Raw genomic sequence first — 23,893 nt, forward strand, 5'->3', positions numbered from 1 at the left:
CATTAGGTTTTTAATTCATCAGGGAAATCATGAAATATTCAATTAAGTCTGCCTTACTTTGTTTTTGTGTTGCGGCAAGCAGCCAAGCCATGGCAAAAAACAGCATCAGTGACGATAAATTTCGTCAATTGGAAGAAAATTTACCAACACCAAACACTTACCGTACAGCGTCTGGTGCACCTGGCCACCAATATTGGCAGCAAGATGTAGATTATAAAATTGACATTACCCTTAACGACGAAAAACAGACCTTGTCAGGTAGTGAAACAATTGATTACACCAATAACTCACCTGATACTTTACGTTATTTATGGCTGCAATTAGATCAAAACAAACTAGCTGAAAACGCAAGTTCCAAAACAACCCGTACAGCACCGAGCAAGAAAGTAACTTACAGTGGCTTACGAAACGCTATTGAAACAGAAGCCTTCAACGGTGGTTACAACATTACTCAAGTCACAGGTTCAAACGGTAAAGATTTATCTTATGTGATTAATGGCACCATGATGCGTATTGATCTGCCAAAATCATTGAAATCAGGTGATAGTGTTGAACTTAATATCAATTGGAACTACCAATTACATGAACAGAAAGTTTTAGGTGGTCGTTCGGGTTACGAATACTTTAAAGAAGACGATAACTATCTTTACGAAATCGCCAGCTGGTTTCCACGTGCAGCTGCTTATTACGATGTTATGGGTTGGCAGAATAAACAGTTTATTGGTAGCGGTGAATTCACCTTAGAATTTGGTGATTATGACGTTAGCATCACAGTTCCTGCTGATCATGTTGTTGCTGCAACCGGTGTTTTGCAAAACCCAAAAGAAGTGTTAACAAAAACACAACGTAATCGTTTAGCGAAAGCTAAAAATGCCGATAAACCTGTGTTAGTGATCACCCCTGAAGAAGCATTAGCAAACGAGAAATCTCGTTCAAGCAAAACCAAAACCTGGGAATTTGAAGCGAAAAACGTTCGTGACTTTGCTTTTGCTTCTAGTCGTAAGTTCATTTGGGATGCACAAGGTTATAAGGGCGGTAAAACCGACACTATGGCCATGTCTTTCTACCCTAATGAAGGCAACCCGTTATGGGAAAAGTACTCTACTGAATCGATTATCCATACCATGGAGCAATACAGTAAATATACTTTTGATTACCCATACCCTGTTTCTATATCGGTAAATGGTCCCGTTGGTGGCATGGAATATCCTATGATCACCTTCAATGGCCCTCGCCCAACATTAGATAAAAAAACCGGTGAAAAAACTTATTCTCGTGCAACTAAATACGGCTTAATTGGCGTTATTATTCACGAAGTAGGTCATAACTATTTCCCAATGATTGTTAACTCTGATGAACGTCAATGGACATGGATGGATGAAGGTTTAAACACTTTTCTACAATTTGTCGCAGAGCAAGCTTGGGAAGAAAACTATCCTTCTCGCCGTGGTGATGCCGCAAACATTACGAGCTACATGAAAAGCAACAACCAAGTGCCTATCATGACTAACTCAGAGTCAATTTTGCAATTTGGCAATAATGCTTATGGCAAGCCAGCAACAGCATTAAATATATTACGTGAAACCATTATGGGTCGTGAATTATTTGATTTTGCCTTTAAAGAATACGCACAACGCTGGAAGTTTAAACGCCCTACCCCAGCTGATTTTTTCCGAACGATGGAAGATGCTTCAGGTATTGATTTAGATTGGTTCTGGCGTGGTTGGTTTTACACCACAGATCATGTTGATATTGCGCTAGGTAATATTCATTTATACCGCCCTAACAGCCAAAATCCAGATACAGAAGCGGCATGGGAGCGTGCATTAGACAACGAAAAGCCTGAATTTATCAGTAAAATCCGTAATAGTGGTCAATGGGTTCGCACGCATGATAAGCCTGAATTATTAGACTTTTATAACGAGCATGACAAATTCACCGCAACCAACGCAGCACGTAACAAATATAACGCGAGCAACAAAAAACTTGAGCAATGGCAAAAAGATTTACTACTAGATGAACGTAACTTCTACATTGTTGATTTTGAAAATAAAGGCGGCTTAGTTATGCCAATTATTCTCGATTTAACTTTTGCCGACAATACCGTTGAACGCGTTACTTTACCTGCCGAAATCTGGCGTCGTAACAGTAAAAATGTATCAAAACTACTGATTCGTGACAAAGAAATTACTGCCATCGCTATTGATCCCAATTGGGAAACAGCTGACGTAGATGTTAATAACAACTACTGGCCTGCACGTCCAATCAAGTCTCGCTTTGAACTATACAAACGCAAGAAAAAAGACATGATGCGTGATTATAATGTTGAATTAAAAAGCCTTGATGACGAAGACGAAAAAGCAACTAAGGTTAAGCAACCGTAATGTTGTTACGCCTAGCTAAACGTTTTTTTGTTTTGCTATTGTGTGGGCTGGCCGCAAATGCGCTTGCCCACCGCTACTTTTTTAGCATCACGGACCTCAGGTTAAATGAAAACACTCAAGCCATTGAGGTCATTCATCAAATAACGGCACATGATATAGATAATGCGATTGCTGAAAATCAACAAATTCACTTTTCGGTGGCTCACCCAAATTATGAAGAGATTATACGTCAATATATCGAAGCAAACTTTCAGCTAGCATATCAAAATAAAGCCGTACCATTAAACTGGGTAGGGTTTGAAATAAATCACGGTATCATCTTTGTTTACCAAGAAGCTGAGTTCCAGCATTCGTTGATTGGATTAAAAATAACTAATCGTTTGTTAATCGAAAATTACGAAAAACAAATAAATACAGTTAATTTTTACGATAATACGATAAAAGGTAGCCTAACTTTCAAAAGATCAGTTACTATTAATGATATTGAAATTAACAATTAATAATAGTTAGATTTACATTTTGCCCATATGCGTGCAAAATCTAATGACTAGATTACACCAAAAGGCTTTGGAAAACTTCATGAATGTAGAGTTTATAAATCCGTTTTTGTCCTCAATGCTTAATGTTATGTCAACCATGGCGCAAATGGAACTAACACCTGAAAAACCTCGTTTGAAAAAAAATGAAATTGCTCAAGGTGATGTTTCTGGCTTAATTGGCATGGTAAGTGAGCAAACTAAAGGCTCATTATCTATTACCTTTGAAGGTGAACTTGCTTTAGCGACAATGAAAAACATGGTCGGCGAAGGTCCTGATGAAATCAATGAAGAAATCACTGATTTAGTTGGCGAAATTACCAATATGGTAACCGGCGGCGCAAAACGTATGTTGAGTGAAAAAGGTATTGAATTTGATATGGCCACACCTATGGTTGTTTCAGGTAAAAATCATACCATTACCCATAAAGCCGATGGACCTATTGTCATTATTCCGCTTTCTTCTAAGCATGGTAAAGCCTTTATTGAATTTAGTTTTGATAAGTAAATCTAGCTAACAACTGTTTGCTCAGCCTCATAAAACATGAGGCTTTTTACTTTCACGCTACTTTACATGTATCTATTGCTAATCGTTAATACCTAACATTAACGGCTAATATTACTCGTTTAAATCTTAGATAACTCTACCAGATAAAACTTCGCCATCTAGTATTCCAAGATAGATATTTTTCAAGGCAGTTATATTCCAAGCATATTATTTTATCCATATCATAAGCATAATTTCCCAGTGAATACTAAGTTCATAAGTAAATTTTGCAGATATTTGCGATACCATAATTATAGCCAGTTATCATCATAGCGAAACACAACCTAAGTGTTTAGCAAAAGGCAATGACAAACCTTAGTAGCAAGCGCTGATTAATAAGTTGGCAATAATGCTATGATATAAATTTACCTATGAATAAATCATTATGTGGCAACAAGTAGAAATCACCTTAAACGCCTATTCACGTGGCTTTCACCTTATCACCGCAGATATTGAACACGCACTTAATGAACTCTCCCCGGTACGCTATGGATTGTTGCACCTGTTTATCAAACACTCCTCTGCATCATTAACCATTAATGAAAATGCCGATCCAACAGTGCGCGATGACATGGAACGTCATTTTAATCAATTTGTGCCAGAAAATGCCCCTTATTATCGCCACACCTATGAGGGGCCTGATGATATGCCAGCACACATCAAAGCTAGCACTTTAGGTAGCAGTGTTAGTGTTCCATTATCAAATGGCAAAATGAATCTAGGGCTTTGGCAGGGAGTATACCTAGGAGAGCATCGTGATTATGCTGGCTCCAGAACTGTTGTTTTAACCGTTAGCGGCGAGTAGAGACTTTTTACCTGTAAGTAATAAACTGATCATTTGAGCAATTGATCTCAAATATACCATTGAGTACAATACAGGCAAGAGAGAACAATAAATGGATATCATTGTGGTCAGTGGTCGTAAGCGTAAATTTGATGAGCAAACTGCATTACAAGCAGCAATGGAAGTGTTTTGGGCAAAAGGCTTTGTTGGTGCTTCTTTAGCTGAGCTAACAAAATGTATGAAGATTAATAAGCCGAGTATGTATAATACTTTTGGTAATAAAGAAGCTTTATTCATTAAGGCTACTCAATATTATATCGAACACAATTTAACAAGCCACTCTACTGCCTTGTATGAACCGAATACCCCTTTACACACTCGGCTAAAAAACTACATGATGTCAATTGTTCGTATGCAATGTAGTACTGAACAGCCAAAAGGTTGCTATCTTGTATTATGTCAATCAGAAGTCGCTGGCGGCGATATTCCAACTGATGCTGCCGCTTTACTTACGGAAGCTGAGGCTAGGCCAAAATTGTTATTAAGTGAGCTGTTTAGAAATGATAAAGAAGCCATTTTGTTGGGTTTACATCATAACTGCGCAGGTAACGCGCTAAGTTTATATACCGCGCTCAAAGGTACTGCTGCTATGGCACGTTCCAAAGTATCTTCTTCAGATTTAGAGTATGTTATTGATACGATGTTAACCGGCATGTTCAGTGCATCTGAAGCTCATGCCTCATCAGTACAAACCATACAGTAGAGCTGCCCCTAAAATTTAGCTTTTATCTTGAATAGCGCTAGTAAATATGACCGGAGTTACTGTGCAGGTTAATGAGTAACTAAGTTGAGTAGCCTTTAATAAACATCGCAATACTCGAGTCTAAATAACGGTTAATTTCGCTTTCTGATATTTGCTTTTTAGTATTAAACTCAAGGCGCATCCAGCACTCTCCCTTCACCATATTTAAAAACTGTAAGGCAGCAAATTTAGCTTCAGGGATTATTAGCTGCTGCTTGTTATCAAACTCAGCCATGAGCTTTGCCACATCATTGACAATACGCTCGGGACCCTCTTGATAGAATAGTTCCGATATTTGTGGGTAAGACTTAGACTCGTAAGCACAAATTTTATGTATCGCTAGTGCTTCTTTTGAGGTCAGCATAGCCAAAAAGCGTTTTGCCAAAACAAATAAAATTTCTGCCGGTTCACTAGCGGTATCAAGTGAAATTTCAGTCATTTGGTACGAGTCACATTTTTGTTTTATTGATGCGGCAAATAATTCATCTTTACTACCAAAATGGCTATACACTGTTTGCTTAGAAACACCGGCATTTTTAGCAATTAAATCCATACTCGTAGAGCTATAACCTTGTTCGGTAAACAGCAACGTTGCTGCAACCAATATCTGTTTTCTTTTACTTTCACTTTTGCTTCGCACATTTGCCATAAAGCTAGTCACCACTATCCATAAAAACTAAAAAATTAACACGATACATGCCCGGTAAGTACATCACACAGGTCAATATTAATATGAGTATTATACCCTATTAAGCTACAACTTTATCTCTTCCATAGTGTTATCTACTGATCATCATTGATTAGTGTAAAGATCTTTAACCGTGCGATAACATACATCAAAATAGACTAGACAGTCTAGTTTGAGTAAACTAGACTATTGAGTCTAGTTTGTATACTTTACTTTTAAGGCTGATTACGTGTTCATAGTCCAACGCGCCACAAAACTACTGGCAATTTATGGTTTATTATTACCTTGCGCCTTATTAAGTGCTTGCTCTGATACTGAACAAGACAAAACTCAAGCGAGTGAACTAAGCGCTAATTATCACCATAGTGCTAATATTCAAACCATCTCACCAAATTTGTCTTATGATATTGAGCGAAATTATATTGGTAAAGTTGTCAGTAAACAGTTGGCATCGCTCAGCTTTGAGTACGCCGGGAAAGTCACGAAAGTTTATGTCGATAGTGGTGACATCATTAAAAAAGGTCAACTATTAGCAGAGCTTGATACAGAATTACTCACCATTAAGCGAGAAGAAGTTGCCGCGACCATAGCGCAATTAAATGCACAAGCTGAATTGAATCGTTTAAACCTATCGCGTATTTATGATTTAAGTTCTAAAGGTTATAGCTCTAAGCAGGCATTAGATGAACTTGAAACGGAAAAAAAGATCATTATTGCTGATCTGTCTCGCCAACAAGCAAATATAGCAAATATAGCGTATCAAATGTCACGGGCTAAGCTTCATGCGCCATTTGATGCCATCATAAGCACACGCTCTATCGCCGAAGGGGAGAACTTCAGCCCAAATCAAACAGCCTTTGAGCTGATTAAGCAAAGCCATCATGAAGTTTCTGTCGGTGTGCCTGTTAACGTAGCTAGTCGCTTAACTGTCGGACAAACATTGCCCGTAACCTTAGATAAACAAGTCTTATCGGCAACACTATTAGTGATTGGAAAACAAGTACATGACATTAGTCGTACGGTTGAATTACGCCTAGCTCTGAGTCAGAAAAACCATTTTTACAATGGCCAACTAGCACAAGTAAACATTCAGCAAAAAATTGAGCAAGCCGGTTTCTGGTTACCTTTATCGGCATTAACCGATGGTATTAGAGGTCAATGGAATGTTTATCAAGTCACCCCAACAACAGCCGATTTATTCGCGATTTCAGCAACCACTGTTGAAGTAAAATATTCAACATTAGACGCTGCTTATATTACTGGTTTACCTTTAGTACCTGTCGATATTATCGTTGCTGGTGTGCACCGCTATGTCCCTAAACAAATTGTTAAGCGTGCTGATCAGCAAGTAACGCCCGTCGCCATGAAAGGGCAAAGCTTATGATACGTTCATTTGTTAAAAATGGTCGCTTAATGTCTTTGGTGATCACCTTATTAGTCGTAGCTGGTTTAGGGGCCTTAAGCAACTTGCCTCGTACCGAAGATCCTAGAATAACCAACAGAATCGCCAGTGTTATTACGCAATTACCCGGTGCAAGTGCTGAAAGAGTTGAAGTACTCATTAGCGAGAAAATCGAGCAAAAGTTACGAAAACTACCTGAAATAAACCTATTAACTTCAAACTCTCGCCCTGGTATTTCAATTGTACAAGTGAAATTACAAGATGAAATTACCGATACCAAACCGATATGGTCTAGAGTGCGAGATTTGCTCAATGATCTCAGTCCAAGTTTACCTGCCGGTACACTCTCACCAATATTAGAAGACGATAGAGGCTATGCTTATACCCAAATAATAGCGCTTAACTGGCAAGGCACAGGTGAACCCAATACCGCGACACTAGGGCGCTATGCAAATGAGCTACAAAATCAATTAAAGTTAATTTATGGAACTGATTTAGTCAGTATTTTTGGTCGAGGATCTGAGGAAGTTTTAGTCGAACTCGATCCCATGATGAGTAGCCAGCTAAAGCTATCCGTTAGTGATGTTTCAGAAAAAATACGTCAAGCCGATGCTAAAGTTTCTGCAGGGCAATTAACCAATCAATTCAACCAAATGCAAATAGAATTGGCCGGCGCGTTACATGACACTGACCGGATCAGTGATATTTCAATCAAAGCAGACAATAATGGCAACTTAATGCGCGTAGGGGACATTGCTAATATTCAAAAAACCGTCAGTTATCCACCAAAAGAAATAGCGCTGATCAACGATCAGCAGGCTGTTGTTGTGGCCACACGCATGCTACCAAACTTACGTATCGATCAATGGAGCGCTTCAGTTCAGCAAGCCTTAGCGGTATTTGCCGAAACCTTACCCAATAATGTCAGTTTAGAAGTAATATTTGATCAAAGCAGTTATACCGAAACTCGTCTCAGTGATCTAGTCAGTAATATCGCCGTAGGTTTTGCCATCATCGCAGTCGTACTACTCATCACATTAGGCTGGCAAGCCGCTTTAATTGTGGCCCTATCGCTGCCATTAACCGTGTTATTTACCTTATCTGTGATGAATTTTTACGGTTTACCGATACACCAAATGTCAGTAACTGGTCTGGTGGTTGCTTTAGGGATCATGGTTGATAATGCCATTGTCATGGCTGATACAATAAAAACCAATCGGGAGAATGGTCAACGTCGACTTGATGCGGTCTCAAATGCGGTTAACCATCTATGGCTACCATTACTTGGCTCAACCTTAACAACCATTTTAGCTTTTATGCCTATCGTATTAATGCCAGGCCCTGCCGGTGAGTTTGTTGGTGGTATTGCCCTCAGTGTTATATTTTCCCTAATTGGCTCTTATATTATCTCTCATACTATTGTTGCAGGTTTAGCCGGTCGCTTCATTGGCAAACGCAATAATACTCATGAATCACATTGGTACCAACGCGGGATCACCTTACCGGCATTAAACCGCAGCTTTGTTAGTGTTCTAAGTTGGTCACTCACTTACCGAAAAACCATCATCACTTTAGTATTTTGCTTACCGCTATTTGGCTTTATCGCGGCAAAGCAATTACAAGAGCAATTTTTCCCGGCTTCTGATCGCGACATGTTTCAAATTGAGCTTTTTTTACCGTCACAAAGTAGCATTATCAATACTCAGCGCGTCAGTTCACAGCTAACAAATTATCTGACAAAGTTAGAAGGTATTCAGGATGTTCGCTGGTTTATCGGTAATAATGCACCCTCTTTTTACTACAATTTAATGCCAACAAAAGATGGTGCTCAATATTACGGGCAAGCCATGGTTACCGCGACAAGCTTTCAAGCCGCGAATCGCTTAATTCCTGACATTCAAAAAAGTTTAGATGAAATGTTACCTGAAGCACAAATATTGGTCAGGAAACTAGAACAAGGACCCCCTTTCAATGCCCCTGTAGAGTTACGTATCTTTGGACCTAACCTAGATAGGTTAAAATCTATTGGTGATGATATACGCGCTTTTATGGCTGATACCCAAGATATTACGCATAGCCGAGCAACCCTTCAGCCGGGAACACCTAAGGTTTGGGTCAATATTAATGAAGCTAAAGCTAACCTAGCAGGTCTGTCATTAGTACAAGTAGCGCAACAACTAAACACAACGTTATCTGGTCAAGCAAATGGCTCAATTATCGAAGCAACAGAGTCTATTCCAGTTAGGGTTCGCATTGGTAATGAACAACGAGATGATTTAGCTGCTTTAGAGAATGTTAACGTGATTAACCCAACCTCAAAACAATCGATACCACTGACTGCGATTGCCGATTTAGAAGTCAAAGCTAGCCGTGGCGCTATTCCACACAGGAATGGTGTGCGCGTGAATGTCATTGAAGGTTATATTCGTGCCGGCGTGCTTCCCTCAGTTGTGTTAAATCGCGTTAAAGAGAATATGGCTAAAGCTGATTATCAATTACATCACGGTTATCGTATCGAGTTTGGTGGAGAGTCCGCTGAGCGAAATAAAGCGGTTGGCAAACTGCTGGCCAGCGTTGGTTTAATACTAACCTTGTTATTGACTGTGGTGGTGCTATCTTTTAACTCATTTCGACTCAGCGCCATTATATTTTTATCGGCATTTCAATCTATTGGCTTGGGGTTACTAAGCGTTTATATTTTTGACTACCCTTTTGGATTCACAGTAATTATCGGTTTGCTAGGTCTAATGGGGCTTGCTATCAATGCCGCGATTGTCATTATTGCTGAATTAAAAATGGATGAAAAAGCCATACAGGGTGACCAAGCAGCCATTATTCGTTGTGTACAAAGTTGTGCTCGCCATATTAGTTCTACAACGATAACAACCGTTGGAGGCTTTTTACCCTTGATTCTTGCTGGCGGTGGTTTTTGGCCGCCTTTTGCTGTCGCTGTCGCTGGTGGTACTGTGTTAACAACCATTTTATCGTTTATCTTTGTGCCAGCAGCGTTTTCATTATTTAGCCAGCGCAATGAATTTGAGTTAACCAAACAACCAGCACTTAACTTAAGCGCGGAGGAACGCTAGTACCGAAAGGTCATTAACTTTCGGTTTTTTAGTTGCCATGATAAAAAAACGCAAAGTGTTACCACTTTGCGTTTTTATTAGTCCGGATTAAAGCCATTTTTAATTTTTTCTATACGCTCTTGGTGCCGGTGGTGTGCCTTTAATGCTGCAACAGCAAATGCGCCAACGATAGCGACTATAGGAATTAGTAGCGATAATGTTTCGGGTTGTAATAAAGTTTTTAACCATTCCATCGGATAACCTATTTTTTATGTTATTTATTCTTCGAAATATGTGCCCCAACCATCATAATCAACTTTGCACTGTTTTGCTAATTCGAACATCTTTTTTGTTTCATCAAAAATAATATCAAAATCTAAAGCTTGTTCCGTGATGATGTCAAAGGCAAAGACTTTTTCGCCAGTTTCTAATTCGGCTTCTTCTGGCTCTTCAACTTCTAAGCCCATTTTAAATGCCGTAATAGCGGCTTTTTCTAGGGTGTCAAAATCAACGCTAGAAAAGTGATGCTCAATAGTATGGTGAACTTCTTCATTAGTACCATCTTCAACCAAGGCCTCTATTAACTGCTCAGTATGCTCTTGCCATTGTTGCAATTCTTCATCAATCATTTTTTATCTCACTTGGTTAGGTATTTTTTGACTTTTTATCAACGGGCAATGTTAGCTCACAGCCCGTTTCAATATTAAGTTGTTCAATTTTAGCTAGCATAGCACTGCGAGTTTGATTCGTTACCGTACGAATTTTTTCTTTATCTTCGCCTGAGAAAGTAATCGGTGCTAAAAACTCGATAATCATTTTACCGTTATCCCAACGGTTCAAATCAATCGTTTTATGGGTGTTACTAGCGCAAACAGGCACGATAGGCACCTCAGCTTTTGCTGCCGTACGAAATGCCCCCGTTTTAAAAGGTAATACACCACGACCATAGCTGCGAGTACCTTCTGGAAATAACCAAACAGAGAGTTTCTTTTCACGAATTTTTTGTGCGGTTGTATCTATGGTTCCCATAGCTTTATTTTTGTTTTTTCTATCAATTAGAATATTGCCGGTTAACCAATACATTTGCCCAAAAAAAGGTATCCATTTTAAACTTTTCTTGCCAACACTCACTGTTCCTGGTTGCACTGCGCCACTAACAGTAAAAATGTCATAACTATTTTGATGGTTACAAATATAAACTACTGGGCCGATATTTTTTGCCGAGTCGGGTATTCTAACCTCAATATCTAGCCCCAAAACTTTTGCAACTTTACCAAGATATTTAGCTGTATGATAAACATTATCGCGATGAAATGGTCGGATCAAACAGAACAAGCAAGAACAGATAGAGATGATAACTAATATTAAAGTCATCAGTATGATACGTATAACAGCTAACAAAGGGCATTCCTAAAAAATTTATAAGCGCTGATTATACCTTTAATTTATAAAATAGCTAAGCCAACAGCTTAGCTTTATAATTAAGCAATTAAATACAGATAGTTAGTTAACACTTTTATCGAGCGACTTGAATTTCACGATACTTTTTATAAAGCAATTTTAAATGCTCGTATTCAAATGCAGAACCTGAGGCATAATATCGAAAAGGCAAAGATGCTCTAGCATCAATACCATCAATTACTGACATCAATAGTTCTTCATCAGTATCTAAACCTAACTCATCAACGGCTTGTTGAAAAACCAGGTTATCAAAAACTAAACCTGTAGCATCACGAAGTGACGACGGTCCTAGCAGCGGTAGCACTAAATAGGGCCCAGCATCTACCCCCCAATAACCTAAAGTTTGGCCAAAATCTTCATTCTGCTCAGCAAACCCTATTTGCGTGGCAACATCAAATAGCCCCGCTAAACCAACGGTTGAGTTAAGTGTGAATCGAGCAAGTGTTTCGCCGGCCACAGACAACTTAAATTGTAATAATGAATTAATAAACGTCGATATTTCATCTAAGTTACTAAAAAAGTTATTAATACTTCTTTGAACAACGTCAGGAGTGATTTTTTGATAGCCTGTAACAACTGGCAATATGACATACTCATCAGCCTTAGCATTGAAATAATACATTCGGCGATTAAACCCTTCCCAAGGATCGGTATAAGCACTCATGACCCCTAAATCTTCATGGTTATCAGGTAACTGAACAATGGGGGCAATCGCATTACTTTCTAATTGGGGCACTGCTGAACATGCAATCATTAAAAAACAACACAGCAGAACGATAAATTGATTAAAAACCTTTAACATTAGTTAACGCCTCTGCTGAATATAGTCTGTAAATGCTCAACAAAACTGACCCTATCAATATTGCCACAATGACCACCACGCGGGAATATTTTGCCACGTTCAGCAAATATTGACTGTAAATATTCAACTTCTCCGGCCTTTAAAATAATATCGTCTTGATTAGTGACTAAATAAATTTTCTTTGACGTTTTTAGGTAATCCTCTATCGCATGCAAACTATAACGATAGATCAAATCAGCTTTAGTCGTTGTAGGATCTTGTCGCTGAGCTCTTGGTAACATGGCTCGATCAAAATAATCTCCGAAAGTGACATCACTCGCACGCTGCATTGAGTGAGTTAGACTTTCGAATTTATCTATCACATGATGCTTATAGGTAATTGCGCCAGTATTAAAACTAGCGTCTAAAGCGAAGATCATATCTGAAGACGACATTCTAAATGAAGCTCCAATGAGTAGCTTTAATTCTGCTTCAGTCAAATTGGCATTTTTAAACAAACTAAAGATAGAGCCCTGATCAAATGTTGATGACTCTTGCATTGAGTATTGGTAAGAAAAGCGCTCTATTATTTCATCAAACATTGCTACTGCAGCTTGACGGTTTGCACGTAAATCAAAATACTTATCAAGTATAGTCACCGAATTATATAAACTCACGGGCGGATTAATCAGCAATACTTTTTCAAAATTAAACGCTTGCTGTTCCTCATCTAATAACGCAATAAATGCCGAATGTGCACCACCTAAGCTGTAACCTGTAATAGAAAATGATGAAGCCTCTACCCCGTCTTGAGCCTGTACTTGCGCCCAAACTAAGTTCATCACATGATATAAATCTTCGGCATCATGGGCTAAATCCCCCGGCATGTAAGTCGTATTAGTTGAATTAACAATAAAATTGGCAAAGGTCGGCGATGACAAAGAAATAACATGATAGCCTTGTTGATAAAAACTCTTTTGTAGACTTAACATTTTTGCACTTTCATAACTTGCGCCTGTGCCAGCAATAATAAAAATAAGCGGAGCAGTGGTCTCTTGTTTTATTAAAGAATATTTCATCTTTTTGTTAAACCAAAAGACATCAGGTATATCTTTGAGTGGCTTAATGGTTATCTGTTTATTAATCACAGCCACTGATTCAGGTATGTCTGCAGCAACTTCCTGACAGTAGCCTGTAACCGTTGCTTGATAGCGCGAATACGATAAATCACAAACAGGTTTAACCAATGCCGCTTCATCTTGTTGAATGCTACATGCCGATAAAAAAATAATGAGTAAAGCACTCAATAATCGCACTAAATTTCTCCCTAACAGATTTATTATCTAAACCTAAAAATCATTGTATCTGCGTGATAAAACTTACTTTCACGCCATAGTAGTCAGCATTACATTCTATCTTTTGTCCAAATAAAAGTATCTAATTTATAGCGTTAATTAATTAACTGCGTTTTTTTACCATCAGTTATTATTCATTGACTATAGTTAACTTGAATCTTGGATTAACTGACACCTATTTAATATAGTTATTCATCCTACAGCTAAACACTTGAGTTAAAAGTCGTTTACGGTCAAATAAGGACTTATATGAATATTACTTTAATCATCAAATTTAGTGGCCTTATGCTGGTATTACTGCTGCAAAGTCAGGTGATGGCAGCAAACCATAAATCGAACGCAATGAACGCTCCGGTCAAATTAGACTCGACAATTCCTTCATCCACAGGGAGTTATTCGTCATTAAATTTATCGCAAGAATTAGGCTTATCTGCGCTTATAATGTTAACTAAAGATGAAAAAAATGATGACGGCGAGCAGCAAGAATTAGCACAACTATTTTCAGCGGGTAATACAAAATCATTACAAAGACATATCAATAATAGCTTTCAAACCGGACTATACAGCTTAAAGAATAGTTATATTTTATCACCAACCTATACGCCTTTATTATCTCCTCAACTTTTGTTTTCCAACGTCATTGAAAATGACTTATACCAACTTGGTCGCTTAAGCACCGAAACGGGTTATAGCCAGCAAGAGCAGTGGCATCAAAAACGTTTTAAAACATTTATACACAGCACTTATAATGTCTTACATCGTGGCAGGTTTGATTTATCATTGACCGCTAGTTTTGAAAGTACGCAAGTTCAACACAACTTAGCCCCTGTATTTGAGCCTTACAACAAAACTCAAAATAATAACCAAACAATCTCCACCACCCTAGGAATTATTGGCAGTTTTGATTTAACCGAGCATTGGAGTGTCATAGGCGCTTTCACCGCTAGCCAAATAAATAATGAGCAGATCAATTCTGATTCACATCAAAAGCATCAGCGCAATATTGCTATTATTGGTACAACCTATTCTTTTTAAAGCCTTTAGCAACTGACAATAAGCAAGCTACACTTGAACGAGTTGTAATAATTACGCGGCGGTTTCGTTTAATATATAGCCTTTACCCCAAACAGTTTCAATACGCACATGTGTCATACCAACATGCAGCAATTTATCGCGTAACTTAGCAATACGAACATCTACAGTACGCTCAACCCCATTATATTGGCGACTTAATAACGTGCTATAAATGGCATCACGTGTCATCACTTGGCCTGCATTTTGGGTTAATAGTGCCAATAATTGAAACTCAAAAGTACTTAACGGAATAATGTTGCCATTAACTTCACATTTGTTCGCTTGCGGGTACAAGGCAATGTTACCCAATTTATAAACATTTAATTGACGCACTTGCTTCACTGATTGACGACGTAACATAGCATCAATACGTGCTTTTAATACCCGAGGAGATACGGGCTTACAAATAAAGTCATCGGCACCAAGCTGAAAAGCACACAGTTGATCTTGCTCTGTTTCACGCGCCGTTAGAACAATAATCGGTTGTTGATAGATTTTTCGTAGTGTATGGCAAACATCAAAACCATCTAATTTAGGTAAACCAATATCTAAGATCACCAAATCCGGTTTATAAGTTAAAATTGCCTCTTGCGCTAAATCGCCACTAAAAACTTGTTGTACGATAAAATTAGACTTTTCTAAGAATGACTTTATTAGGTGAGATACCATGTGATCATCTTCAATTAATAGTATTTTTTTCATACTATTATTTACATCGATTGCTTGATTCAACCCCAACATAACCTCTTCCACAAATAAGCGCTAATTTTAGTTGGCGCAGTATAGTGCAATAAATCAGCAAAAAAGTATGATTATGTTGCTAGAGCAGTAACAAAATGTAATTACGGTACAAACATAGTTAAGTTGATGTTTGTCGCTAGCAACAAAACCGCAAGCTAACTTATTTTTCATGATTTTCTTATGCTGACACAATGGAGCAATCGGCCTACGGTATTATTATTGTGTGAGATAAAAAAAGTATTTTGTGAGATAAAAAAAGCCAATTCAGTACTGCTGAATTGGCTTGGTATCGTATTAACTATAAACTGACCTTAAAACAGCTCTTCATCCATATCAAACATCGCATTTTGACCCGACTTTGCCGAAGTGATCAATGACTGACAACGTGGTAATAAGCGAGAAAAGAAATAACGAGCCGTATGTATTTTACTCTGATGGAACGCACTATCTTCACTTGCTGCTAATGATACTTCAGCCATTCTTGCCCAAATATACGCCATTGCGGTGTAACCAAAAACATGTAAATAGTCGTTAGCTGCACAACCGAGCTCTTCTTTTGAACTTGCCGCCGCAGTTAACAAGTACTCAGTTAAGTCCGCAAGATCATCTGTGGCTTTAGCCAAAGGTTGAATGAACTCTTGCATAGTGTCTGCTTTTTGCTCTTCAATGTAGCTACGTACCTCTTCAAGAAATATTGTGACTAATTGACCTTTACTACCAGCAACCTTACGTGCCAGTAAATCCATTGCTTGCACACCATTGGTGCCTTCATAAATTTGTGAAATTCGGGTATCACGAACTAATTGCTCTTGTCCCCACTCTCGCACATAGCCATGACCACCAAATACTTGCTGGCCAGCAACCGTACTTTCAAAACCAAGATCGGTAAAAAAAGCTTTTGCGATCGGGGTCATCAATGCAACAAGTTGATCTGCTTTTTGCTGCGCTTCACCACTGCCGTAAGTGGCAATATCTAACTGCATAGCAATATACGTTGATAAGGCACGTGAACCTTCATTCATCGCTTTCATATTGAGTAGCATACGTCGAACATCACCATGCACTAGTAATGAATCTGCTTGTGCATCTGGCGACTTAACGCCCGATAAAGAACGCCCTTGAATTCGATCTTTTGCATACTCTAAAGCATTTTGATAAGAGCGAACTGCAGCCCCCAAGCCTTGGATACCAACACCAATACGTTCAAAGTTCATCATGGTAAACATGCAAGCTAAACCTTTATTGAGCTCGCCAACTAAATAGCCTTTTGCACCATCAAAATTCATCACACAAGTAGCAGAAGCATGGATACCCATTTTATGTTCTATCGAACCACAACTTACTTTGTTTTGCTCACCGAGTGACTCGTCTTCGTTAACATGGAATTTTGGTACTAAAAATAACGAAATTCCACGAGGTCCAGCTGGCGCATCTGGTAATTTTGCTAACACTAGATGAATGATATTTTCAGTCAGGTCATGCTCACCTGCAGTAATAAAAATCTTAGTACCACTAATAAGGTAACTATCGTCCGCTTGCGGCACAGCTTTAGTTCTGATCATACCTAAGTCAGTACCCGCATGTGATTCGGTCAAACACATGCTTGCACTCCAATCACCAGCGTACATACGCGTTAAATAGCGTTGTTTCAAGGCTTCACTGCCATGTTTAGCCAGTGATAAGCCAGCGCCGGCAGTTAAACCAGGATAAAGCGAAAATGAAATATCTGCTGAACAAAGCATTTCTTCATGAAATGCCGTCAACATTTTAGGCATGCCCATGCCACCAAAATCAGGATCACCACCAAGTGATGTCCATCCGCCAGCAACATAAGTATTAAAGGCTTCTTTGTAACCTGGTGCCGTAGTAACTTTACCATTATCAAAAGCAACACCAACTTCATCGCCATTACGTGACAGTGGTGCTATTTCCTGTTCAGTTACTTTTGCACATTCTTGTAAGATTGCTTCAGCGGTTTCGCGATCAACCCGTTCAGCTAGTGTTGGTAATGACTGCCATAATTTATCGGCATTAAATACGTCATATAACAAAAAATTCATATCTTTTAGAGGCACTTGATAGTCAGCCATTACATTCTCCGAACAGGTAATTTAAACAAATAATTAAAACACTTGTTTGAATATATATCAAACACAGTAAAAGTAAAGCGATAACTAGAAATTCGCATGCCTGTAAAATTTAACGTAAGCTTGTATTGTTACTATTGAGTTATAAAGGTTCATTGTGAAGTTTCTAACCGTTGTTGCCATCTTAATGATATGTTTTCCCAACACTGTCTGGGCAAAGCAACTCGACTTTAGTAAGCAAATTACCGACCAACAGGTGCAATTCAACTATCAATGGCTAGATCAGGCGAAGCAAGCGCAATCACTGAGTTTTTCAATTAACAGAACAACTTTATTTGATCGCTTCAGAAACTTTAAAGCCTATAAAGCAAAGCACGTCAGAAAATATGTTAATTATCAACTAAGAAAAAAATTACGAAAATCACCAATCGCAGACGTACAAGTAAAGTTTGTAAATCAAGGACAGAATTTACAACTAGATATTAGCGGTCAAAATCAAACAACTGTTGATCAAGCCTACCAAACTATTGCTCAGCTTGAGAAAGAGCTAGTAAATGAGTATTTAACGCGCAACTTCTATACTCAATTTCACTCATATAATAATAACAATGCAATTAAGCCTGACCATGTGCGTTTTGCACAAGAGTCTGTGGCGGATCTTGCGGTACTGAAACCGCTTATTTTGAATAATGTATCAATTCAAAGAATTCGAGAAGTGAGTGATTACGTACTCGGATTTATTCAAAGTATCCCTTATGCTACGTTAGAGTCGAGAGTAACCTCAACTGGCGCTGGCTTTAACCCACCACTGCAAACACTTTGGCAAAATCAAGGTGATTGTGATAGTAAAGTTACGCTCACCGTCGCTATTTTAAGAGCCTTGATGCCACGCATCAAAATGATGCTCGTTTTTATTGATAACCATGCCTTACTCGCACTCAATATTCCCAAAGAAGGTGATGAAATAACGATTACCGTTGATGGTTTAGCTTATGTGCTAGCTGAGCCCACTGGCCCTGCAATGATGCGGGTTGGAGAAGTTTCACCTGATGCTGAATTTGCCATTCGTAATGGCCGTTATTATGCTGAGGCATTTTTTGCCGAATCAGGAGAGTCAGGCGAGTAAAAAAGCTCATAACAGCAGTTAATGATTCACCTAAGCTTCATTAACTGCTTTGATGTTGCCAGAGGCAAAATTCATGCCGACTGAGTGAGTGACAAACTCTTAGCCTTTATTAAATAGCACTTTAAATGAACTCAATTCCAGTTTATATCGCTAGCTAAGTAGAATAGCTTAATCTGAATCAGAGCTAGGCAACTGCGATAAAATGCTATCGCGTAGCGCATTAAGACTAATAGGTTTAGAAATATGTAAATTCATTCCTGCAGCTAAACATTGTTGTTTATCTTCTTCACGCGCGTGTGCTGTCATCGCAATAATAGGTAAGTCATGATATTGCGGCAAAGCACGGATATGCTGTGTTGCAGTTAAGCCATCCATTACCGGCATTTGTATATCCATCAGAATAATATCAATGTCTTCTAGCGGTAACTTGTCTAAGGCCTCTTGTCCATTTTGCGCCACCACCACCACGGCTTGCATTGATTCTAACAACTTAATTGCAACCAATTGATTAACAAGATTATCCTCTACAAGCAATATTGTTAATCCAGCTAAGCCTGTTGTTGTTGAGATAACTTTCGGTTCTGCCTCAGCGGGAACTAAGGGTAAGTGTGATGATAAACGAGTAAGCTCCTTAGCTAGCTTAGCAATAACATCTCGATACAATGGCATTTCTAATAATAGGTAGTTTATGCCATGGTGATTTAACTGCTCAAGCAACTCAAATGAAATAACACTGGCTACTGGTTGACATAATGCCAGTACAGTAACTTCTTGCTTTATTAGCGCTAACTCATGATGCGTAAACCCATTGGCATAATTGCTACTTTTAATAAAGAGTAACTTTTGTTTACTCCCTGGCATATTATTTAGCTTATCGATGTTATCAATAGGAGTGATCGCTTGATTGATATCAGCAAAGTTTTGCGCTAATTTAGCGGGAATATTCACCGCTAAATTAAGCACAGTACATTGGGCAAATGGCAACCGAAACTGAGTTAAGTCATTGTTCTTGCTATCAGCTTCATGCACAACAGTGTTCGGCATATTTAAAGGTAGCGCTAAAGTAAACTCAGCACCTTGGCCTAAAGTACTATCAATAGAAATTTCGCCACCAAGCAACTGCGCAATATGTTGGCAAATTGACAAACCTAAGCCTGTGCCGCCATATACTCGAGTCATGGATTCATCAGCTTGCTTAAATGCTTCAAACAACCCTGACTGTTTAGTTTTTTCAATGCCAATACCGGTATCTTTCACTTTAAACAAAATCACAGTATTACTGCTATCAATACCTTGGTCAGACAAAGATACGTTAAGCGCTACTTGCCCCTTTTCGGTAAATTTTATCGCGTTATTAAGCAAGTTACTCAACACTTGAACTAGTCGCATAGTATCAGTGTAAATTTTTAATGGTACTTTGCTGTCAATGGCAACTTTTAGGCTTAAATCTTTACCAGCTAAAGGGGCAATATTTAAATTAAGCGCTTGTGAAACAATACTATCTAGTTCGATGATTTCTTGATGTACTGACATATTGCCTGATTCAACCTTAGCAGAATCTAGTAGTTCATTAACCAAATAAAGTAGCGTATTTGAAGCTGTTTCGGCATTGGTTAAATATTGCTCTTGTACTTTGTCTAAACGACTTTGCTGTAAGAGATAAAACATGCCCTGAATAGCATTGATAGGGGTACGAATTTCATGACTCATATTAGCCAAAAATTGGCTTTTAATTTTGTTTGCCTCTTCAGCTTGGTTTTTCGCACGTTGAAGATCTTGGTTAATTTCAAATTGCTGAGTAACATCACGAATAAGCACGATACTTCCCAGTAAAGTGCTTCCCTCACTATAAAATGGGGCTTTATACACTTCATAGGTTTTATCATCGGTTGTTACTGTTTGTTGATGAGCAACGGCTGATTGTTTGCCTGACTTGATACCAACACTGTGTGCTACTTTCTCACCTAAGTCCGTGGCAATAAAATCACTAATTTGACAGCCTAAAATATTTGCTTCTTTTTGCAATACCAGTTGTTCAACGGCTTGGTTACAACCAATTAATCGCCCCTGCTGATCGTTAAAAAGAATATAGTCAGGAATTGCATCCATTACAGAGCGAAGCAAAGCATAATCACGCTGATGTTGCTCACTTTTATAAAACAACGCTTGGGTTTTTTCTTTCACTCTCAGATCAAGTTCATTATTTTGATCTTTTAAACGTTGCATCAAACTACGGTTTTGGCCAAAAAGATCTTCAACAATTTTAAACCAATGGTGCCATTCATCTGAGGGTTTTATTTTTCCGGGATCACCCGCTGAACAGTTTTCAATATGGGCAATAAACTTTTTAGAGGGGGCGATAAAAGAATGGTAAGTTACATAATAAACCAGCCCTAACAAACTTAATAAACCAAAGAAAATACTGGCGAATATAGTTAAAAAACGCTGGTTAATGGCAGCATAAAAATTATCTTTTTGGTGATACTCTAATAAAATCCAATCATTCACTGGTAACTTTTTGAGCTGTACAACCCAATCACCAATGTCGGCACTCGGGGTAAGATTTAATAGTGCTTGATAACTAAGCTGGTTCAATTGTGCTGGTGCAGCATCACTAAAAGCAGTGCGCGTACTCAGTGTTAAATTAGCACTATTTTTATGCAATAAAACATGGCTATGCTTATCAACAATTATATAGCCACGGTCTTCATCTTCAACCTCGGGTAAATAGCTATATAAGCTAGCCGTATTAATATCAATTAACACCGCTCCTTTCATTTCATTTGCTAAATATACCCCCATGCCTAACGCTGTATTAAGACCTTTACCCGCCGAATCAACATAAGGTCGCGACCAAAATTTTTCATCACGGTATTGCGCAGCTTTAATTTTCAACATTAAGCTATTAGTTAAGCTTTGATCACTGTATTGCCAAATACTGCGAGGTACCCAAGGGTACAAATTTACAAAGCGCTGCATTGAAATGTAATATAACCAGTTGGCTTCTTTAATGGATTCTTGTGCAGTGGCAAATGCCGGTGTTAAAGCATTCGCCATAATTAGCTCACGCTTAACGGCTTGATTAAAGCTATCAATTTGGCCAATTCCGCTGATATTACCGCTCATGATACGATTATTAGTATTTAAGCTGCGTCTGGACTTATTAAGGTAAAAATATTTGCCTTCTTGATGTAATGCTGGAGTTTGAGTGGTTAACTCTTCAGGAAAACGCAGATAGTATTCTGCTAAATCACGGATACCCGTTAGTGTTTCTACTGTACTGGTCAGCTTTTTATTAAGTTGAACACTGTACTCTGTCACTTCTACGAGTTTTGCATCATGATGTGCCTGGCGAGCAAGGTAGTAATTATAGAGCGTTATAATAAAGGTCAAGAGCATAATGCCCGAGAATACGACAATAACCGACTTATTATATCGTTGGAAAAGTTGCTCTTTTGAGTTTTTTGCAAACACGCTAGTACCCTGCTAATGCATTGATTATAGAAAATTAAGCAAAGTGATTTGCCTTATTTATTACGCTTTTTATAACTAAGTGCTGCATTTTAACATCAACCAAGTTTATCATCATATACCAAGAAGATAATCACTGTATATAAAGCCTAATCATCAGAAAAACTCAATAGTATGTATTAGCCTAACCCTTACTAAAAGCATAAGTATTTTCTATTGCTACATATCGTTCATACGATCAACAGCATGTATCAAGTGTTGAGACTCTAGCGTTTGAAATTCCATTAAGTTTTTAGAAGGTCTTATTAAATTATTCAAACTGTTGGAGTAAATAGCTCTTTTTCGTTCTGCTTTACTCTTACTATGTGCAGGTTTGGCGGCATTATCCCAGCAAAAATTAATGCCGCATTCACTATCTTGCGAAACTTCAAAGGTTTGTAGCGTTATAAATTTTCTTCAGCAAATGATGCCAATCGGCTGCGTACTACACCATTTAAATTGATGGTACTACTACCAGGAAAGTCCTTAAAACGCTCCACAATATAAGTTAAACCTGAAGTTACTGCGGTTAAATAATTACTATCAATTTGTGCCAAATTACCTGAACAAACTAACTTGGTACCTTCACCACAACGGGTAATAATGGTTTTTAATTGTGAAGCGGTAAGGTTTTGACATTCATCAAGTAATACTAACGAGTTCTGAATACTGCGACCACGCATAAAGTTAACCGACTTAAACTGAATATTAGCTTTGTCCATAATATAGTTTAAGCTCCCACTCATATTCTCATCTTGTTTGTGCAGTACTTCTAATGAATCGGTTATCGCCGCAAGCCAAGGCGCCATTTTCTCTTCTTCGGTACCCGGTAAAAAACCAATTGATTCCGCTATTTCTGGCGTACTACGGGTGACTATAATCTTATCGTAAAGCCCGCGTTCTATCACTTGTTCTAAGGCTGTGGCTAATGCTAACAAAGTTTTCTCCTATGCTTCGAATCATACTCCATGCGTGTAAATACGCTTCTGAAAGGTATCGACTCATATTCACCGAAACAAAAACACCTCCAAAGTAACCACCCTTTTTCTCAAGTCCTACTAGACTGCAAATTTGACAGTCTTGATCTACAGCTCTTGGCTCTACAGCTCTTAAAAATGAGCTTTGACCTTTCTCATCAATAAAATAAGTTGTCTCGTTTCTATCGATTAAGACACCGAGTAGTTTTTTTTGCCATTCATCTAAAAAAGTATTTTGGTTACTAACATTTGAATTTTCTTGTACAAAGACTAGAGAAACTTTTGGTTTCTCTATACCAAGTTCAATAGATACGACGCCACTATTAGATTCAAGTCCTTTTAAATCAAATTGTCTTGATAAGCTCATATCGTTAATTTGGTAGTCACTTATTAATAGTTTTATCGTCGCATCAATGTGTTCAATTGCAGAAAAAGCATCATCTTTAGCATTTTTAACCGCACTTTTTTTTGATGATATGATTAAGTTTACAGTTAGCGTTGTAACAATAATTGTCCAGATCACCACAACGGTAAGTGCAACTTTCTTTAACGGTTTCATTTTAATAATCATGC

The 23,893-nt window shown here is 38.3% G+C and carries 19 protein-coding genes and 1 pseudogene; 9 read left to right on the forward strand and 11 right to left on the reverse strand.

Annotated elements, in window-relative coordinates; all coding sequences use genetic code 11:
• Positions 1-29: 29 nt before the first annotated feature.
• The 5 genes from B0169_RS00365 to B0169_RS00385 all read left to right on the forward strand — a co-directional run bounded on the left by B0169_RS00365 (position 30) and on the right by B0169_RS00385 (position 5,014).
• Entirely contained in the window at positions 30-2,384 is a 2,355-nt protein-coding gene (locus B0169_RS00365) for a M1 family metallopeptidase (RefSeq protein ID WP_077283610.1), read from the forward strand.
• Positions 2,384-2,884: a DUF6702 family protein gene (locus tag B0169_RS00370; protein ID WP_077283612.1), complete on the forward strand. Its 501-nt coding sequence runs from the start codon at positions 2,384-2,386 to the stop codon at positions 2,882-2,884. The genes B0169_RS00365 and B0169_RS00370 overlap by 1 nt, the downstream gene beginning before the upstream one ends.
• A gap of 79 nt (positions 2,885-2,963) precedes the next feature.
• Complete coding sequence (locus B0169_RS00375; protein ID WP_077283614.1) at positions 2,964-3,428, forward strand: chemotaxis protein CheX; 465 nt, start codon at positions 2,964-2,966, stop codon at positions 3,426-3,428.
• A gap of 421 nt (positions 3,429-3,849) precedes the next feature.
• A complete protein-coding gene (locus tag B0169_RS00380) occupies positions 3,850-4,272 on the forward strand; it encodes a secondary thiamine-phosphate synthase enzyme YjbQ (protein WP_412842107.1) in 423 nt (140 codons plus the stop codon).
• 91 nt (positions 4,273-4,363) lie between these two features.
• A complete protein-coding gene (locus B0169_RS00385; RefSeq protein WP_202971798.1) occupies positions 4,364-5,014 on the forward strand; it encodes a TetR/AcrR family transcriptional regulator in 651 nt (216 codons plus the stop codon).
• Positions 5,015-5,093: 79 nt separating this feature from the next.
• On the opposite strand, the gene B0169_RS00390 is transcribed toward B0169_RS00385, so the two are convergent.
• Positions 5,094-5,702 (reverse strand): TetR/AcrR family transcriptional regulator, encoded by a 609-nt coding sequence (locus B0169_RS00390; protein ID WP_077283618.1) that lies wholly within the window; start codon positions 5,700-5,702, stop codon positions 5,094-5,096.
• A 268-nt stretch (positions 5,703-5,970) separates the two neighbouring features.
• On the opposite strand from B0169_RS00390, the gene B0169_RS00395 reads away from it, so the two are divergent.
• Positions 5,971-7,125 (forward strand): efflux RND transporter periplasmic adaptor subunit, encoded by a 1,155-nt coding sequence (locus B0169_RS00395; protein ID WP_077283620.1) that lies wholly within the window; start codon positions 5,971-5,973, stop codon positions 7,123-7,125.
• Entirely contained in the window at positions 7,122-10,229 is a 3,108-nt protein-coding gene (locus tag B0169_RS00400; RefSeq protein ID WP_077283622.1) for an efflux RND transporter permease subunit, read from the forward strand. The genes B0169_RS00395 and B0169_RS00400 overlap by 4 nt, the downstream gene beginning before the upstream one ends.
• Before the next feature lie 77 nt (positions 10,230-10,306).
• Here the strand turns inward: B0169_RS00400 and B0169_RS19190 are convergent, their stop codons facing one another.
• The 5 genes from B0169_RS19190 to B0169_RS00420 form a co-directional block, all read right to left on the reverse strand.
• On the reverse strand, positions 10,307-10,462 hold the full coding sequence (locus B0169_RS19190; protein WP_158077028.1) for a hypothetical protein: 156 nt from the start codon (positions 10,460-10,462) through the stop codon (positions 10,307-10,309).
• Positions 10,463-10,486: 24 nt separating this feature from the next.
• Positions 10,487-10,837 (reverse strand): ribonuclease E inhibitor RraB, encoded by a 351-nt coding sequence (rraB, locus tag B0169_RS00405; RefSeq protein ID WP_077283624.1) that lies wholly within the window; start codon positions 10,835-10,837, stop codon positions 10,487-10,489.
• A 16-nt stretch (positions 10,838-10,853) separates the two neighbouring features.
• Positions 10,854-11,609, reverse strand: a complete 756-nt coding sequence (locus tag B0169_RS00410; protein ID WP_077283626.1) for a 1-acylglycerol-3-phosphate O-acyltransferase — start codon at positions 11,607-11,609, stop codon at positions 10,854-10,856.
• A 115-nt stretch (positions 11,610-11,724) separates the two neighbouring features.
• Complete coding sequence (locus B0169_RS00415; protein ID WP_158077029.1) at positions 11,725-12,405, reverse strand: MlaA family lipoprotein; 681 nt, start codon at positions 12,403-12,405, stop codon at positions 11,725-11,727.
• A 65-nt stretch (positions 12,406-12,470) separates the two neighbouring features.
• Positions 12,471-13,766 (reverse strand): alpha/beta hydrolase, encoded by a 1,296-nt coding sequence (locus tag B0169_RS00420; RefSeq protein ID WP_077283630.1) that lies wholly within the window; start codon positions 13,764-13,766, stop codon positions 12,471-12,473.
• A gap of 288 nt (positions 13,767-14,054) precedes the next feature.
• On the opposite strand from B0169_RS00420, the gene B0169_RS00425 reads away from it, so the two are divergent.
• A complete protein-coding gene (locus B0169_RS00425) occupies positions 14,055-14,840 on the forward strand; it encodes a hypothetical protein (RefSeq protein WP_077283632.1) in 786 nt (261 codons plus the stop codon).
• Positions 14,841-14,891: 51 nt separating this feature from the next.
• Here the strand turns inward: B0169_RS00425 and B0169_RS00430 are convergent, their stop codons facing one another.
• Positions 14,892-15,620, reverse strand: coding sequence for a response regulator transcription factor (locus B0169_RS00430; RefSeq protein WP_077283633.1), 729 nt, complete (start codon positions 15,618-15,620; stop codon positions 14,892-14,894).
• A 311-nt stretch (positions 15,621-15,931) separates the two neighbouring features.
• Entirely contained in the window at positions 15,932-17,710 is a 1,779-nt protein-coding gene (locus B0169_RS00435; RefSeq protein WP_077283635.1) for an acyl-CoA dehydrogenase C-terminal domain-containing protein, read from the reverse strand.
• Between the two features lie 154 nt (positions 17,711-17,864).
• On the opposite strand from B0169_RS00435, the gene B0169_RS00440 reads away from it, so the two are divergent.
• Positions 17,865-18,833 carry a hypothetical protein gene (locus tag B0169_RS00440; protein WP_077283637.1) on the forward strand — a complete coding sequence of 323 codons (969 nt, stop codon included), beginning with the start codon at positions 17,865-17,867 and terminating at the stop codon, positions 18,831-18,833.
• 168 nt (positions 18,834-19,001) lie between these two features.
• Here the strand turns inward: B0169_RS00440 and B0169_RS00445 are convergent, their stop codons facing one another.
• The 3 genes and pseudogenes from B0169_RS00445 to B0169_RS19405 form a co-directional block, all read right to left on the reverse strand.
• Complete coding sequence (locus B0169_RS00445; RefSeq protein ID WP_077283639.1) at positions 19,002-22,307, reverse strand: response regulator; 3,306 nt, start codon at positions 22,305-22,307, stop codon at positions 19,002-19,004.
• A 440-nt stretch (positions 22,308-22,747) separates the two neighbouring features.
• A pseudogene (locus B0169_RS00450) lies at positions 22,748-23,287 on the reverse strand (PhoH family protein); the annotation flags it as partial.
• A complete protein-coding gene (locus B0169_RS19405) occupies positions 23,226-23,891 on the reverse strand; it encodes a hypothetical protein (protein ID WP_179143610.1) in 666 nt (221 codons plus the stop codon). The pseudogene B0169_RS00450 and the gene B0169_RS19405, both read right to left, overlap by 62 nt.
• Between the last annotated feature and the right edge of the window lie 2 nt (positions 23,892-23,893).

Source organism: Cognaticolwellia aestuarii (assembly GCF_002000025.1).
GTDB classification, from domain to species: domain Bacteria; phylum Pseudomonadota; class Gammaproteobacteria; order Enterobacterales; family Alteromonadaceae; genus Cognaticolwellia; species Cognaticolwellia aestuarii.

Coding starts and splice junctions, on each gene's coding strand:
- B0169_RS00365 (WP_077283610.1), top strand. CDS start 30: ATGAAATATTCAATTAAGTCTGCCTTACTTTGTTTTTGTGTTGCGGCA.
- B0169_RS00370 (WP_077283612.1), top strand. CDS start 2,384: ATGTTGTTACGCCTAGCTAAACGTTTTTTTGTTTTGCTATTGTGTGGG.
- B0169_RS00375 (WP_077283614.1), top strand. CDS start 2,964: ATGAATGTAGAGTTTATAAATCCGTTTTTGTCCTCAATGCTTAATGTT.
- B0169_RS00385 (WP_202971798.1), top strand. CDS start 4,364: ATGGATATCATTGTGGTCAGTGGTCGTAAGCGTAAATTTGATGAGCAA.
- B0169_RS00390 (WP_077283618.1), bottom strand. CDS start 5,702: ATGGCAAATGTGCGAAGCAAAAGTGAAAGTAAAAGAAAACAGATATTG.
- B0169_RS00400 (WP_077283622.1), top strand. CDS start 7,122: ATGATACGTTCATTTGTTAAAAATGGTCGCTTAATGTCTTTGGTGATC.
- B0169_RS19190 (WP_158077028.1), bottom strand. CDS start 10,462: ATGGAATGGTTAAAAACTTTATTACAACCCGAAACATTATCGCTACTA.
- rraB (WP_077283624.1), bottom strand. CDS start 10,837: ATGATTGATGAAGAATTGCAACAATGGCAAGAGCATACTGAGCAGTTA.
- B0169_RS00425 (WP_077283632.1), top strand. CDS start 14,055: ATGAATATTACTTTAATCATCAAATTTAGTGGCCTTATGCTGGTATTA.
- B0169_RS00430 (WP_077283633.1), bottom strand. CDS start 15,620: ATGTTGGGGTTGAATCAAGCAATCGATGTAAATAATAGTATGAAAAAA.
- B0169_RS00435 (WP_077283635.1), bottom strand. CDS start 17,710: ATGGCTGACTATCAAGTGCCTCTAAAAGATATGAATTTTTTGTTATAT.
- B0169_RS19405 (WP_179143610.1), bottom strand. CDS start 23,891: ATGATTATTAAAATGAAACCGTTAAAGAAAGTTGCACTTACCGTTGTG.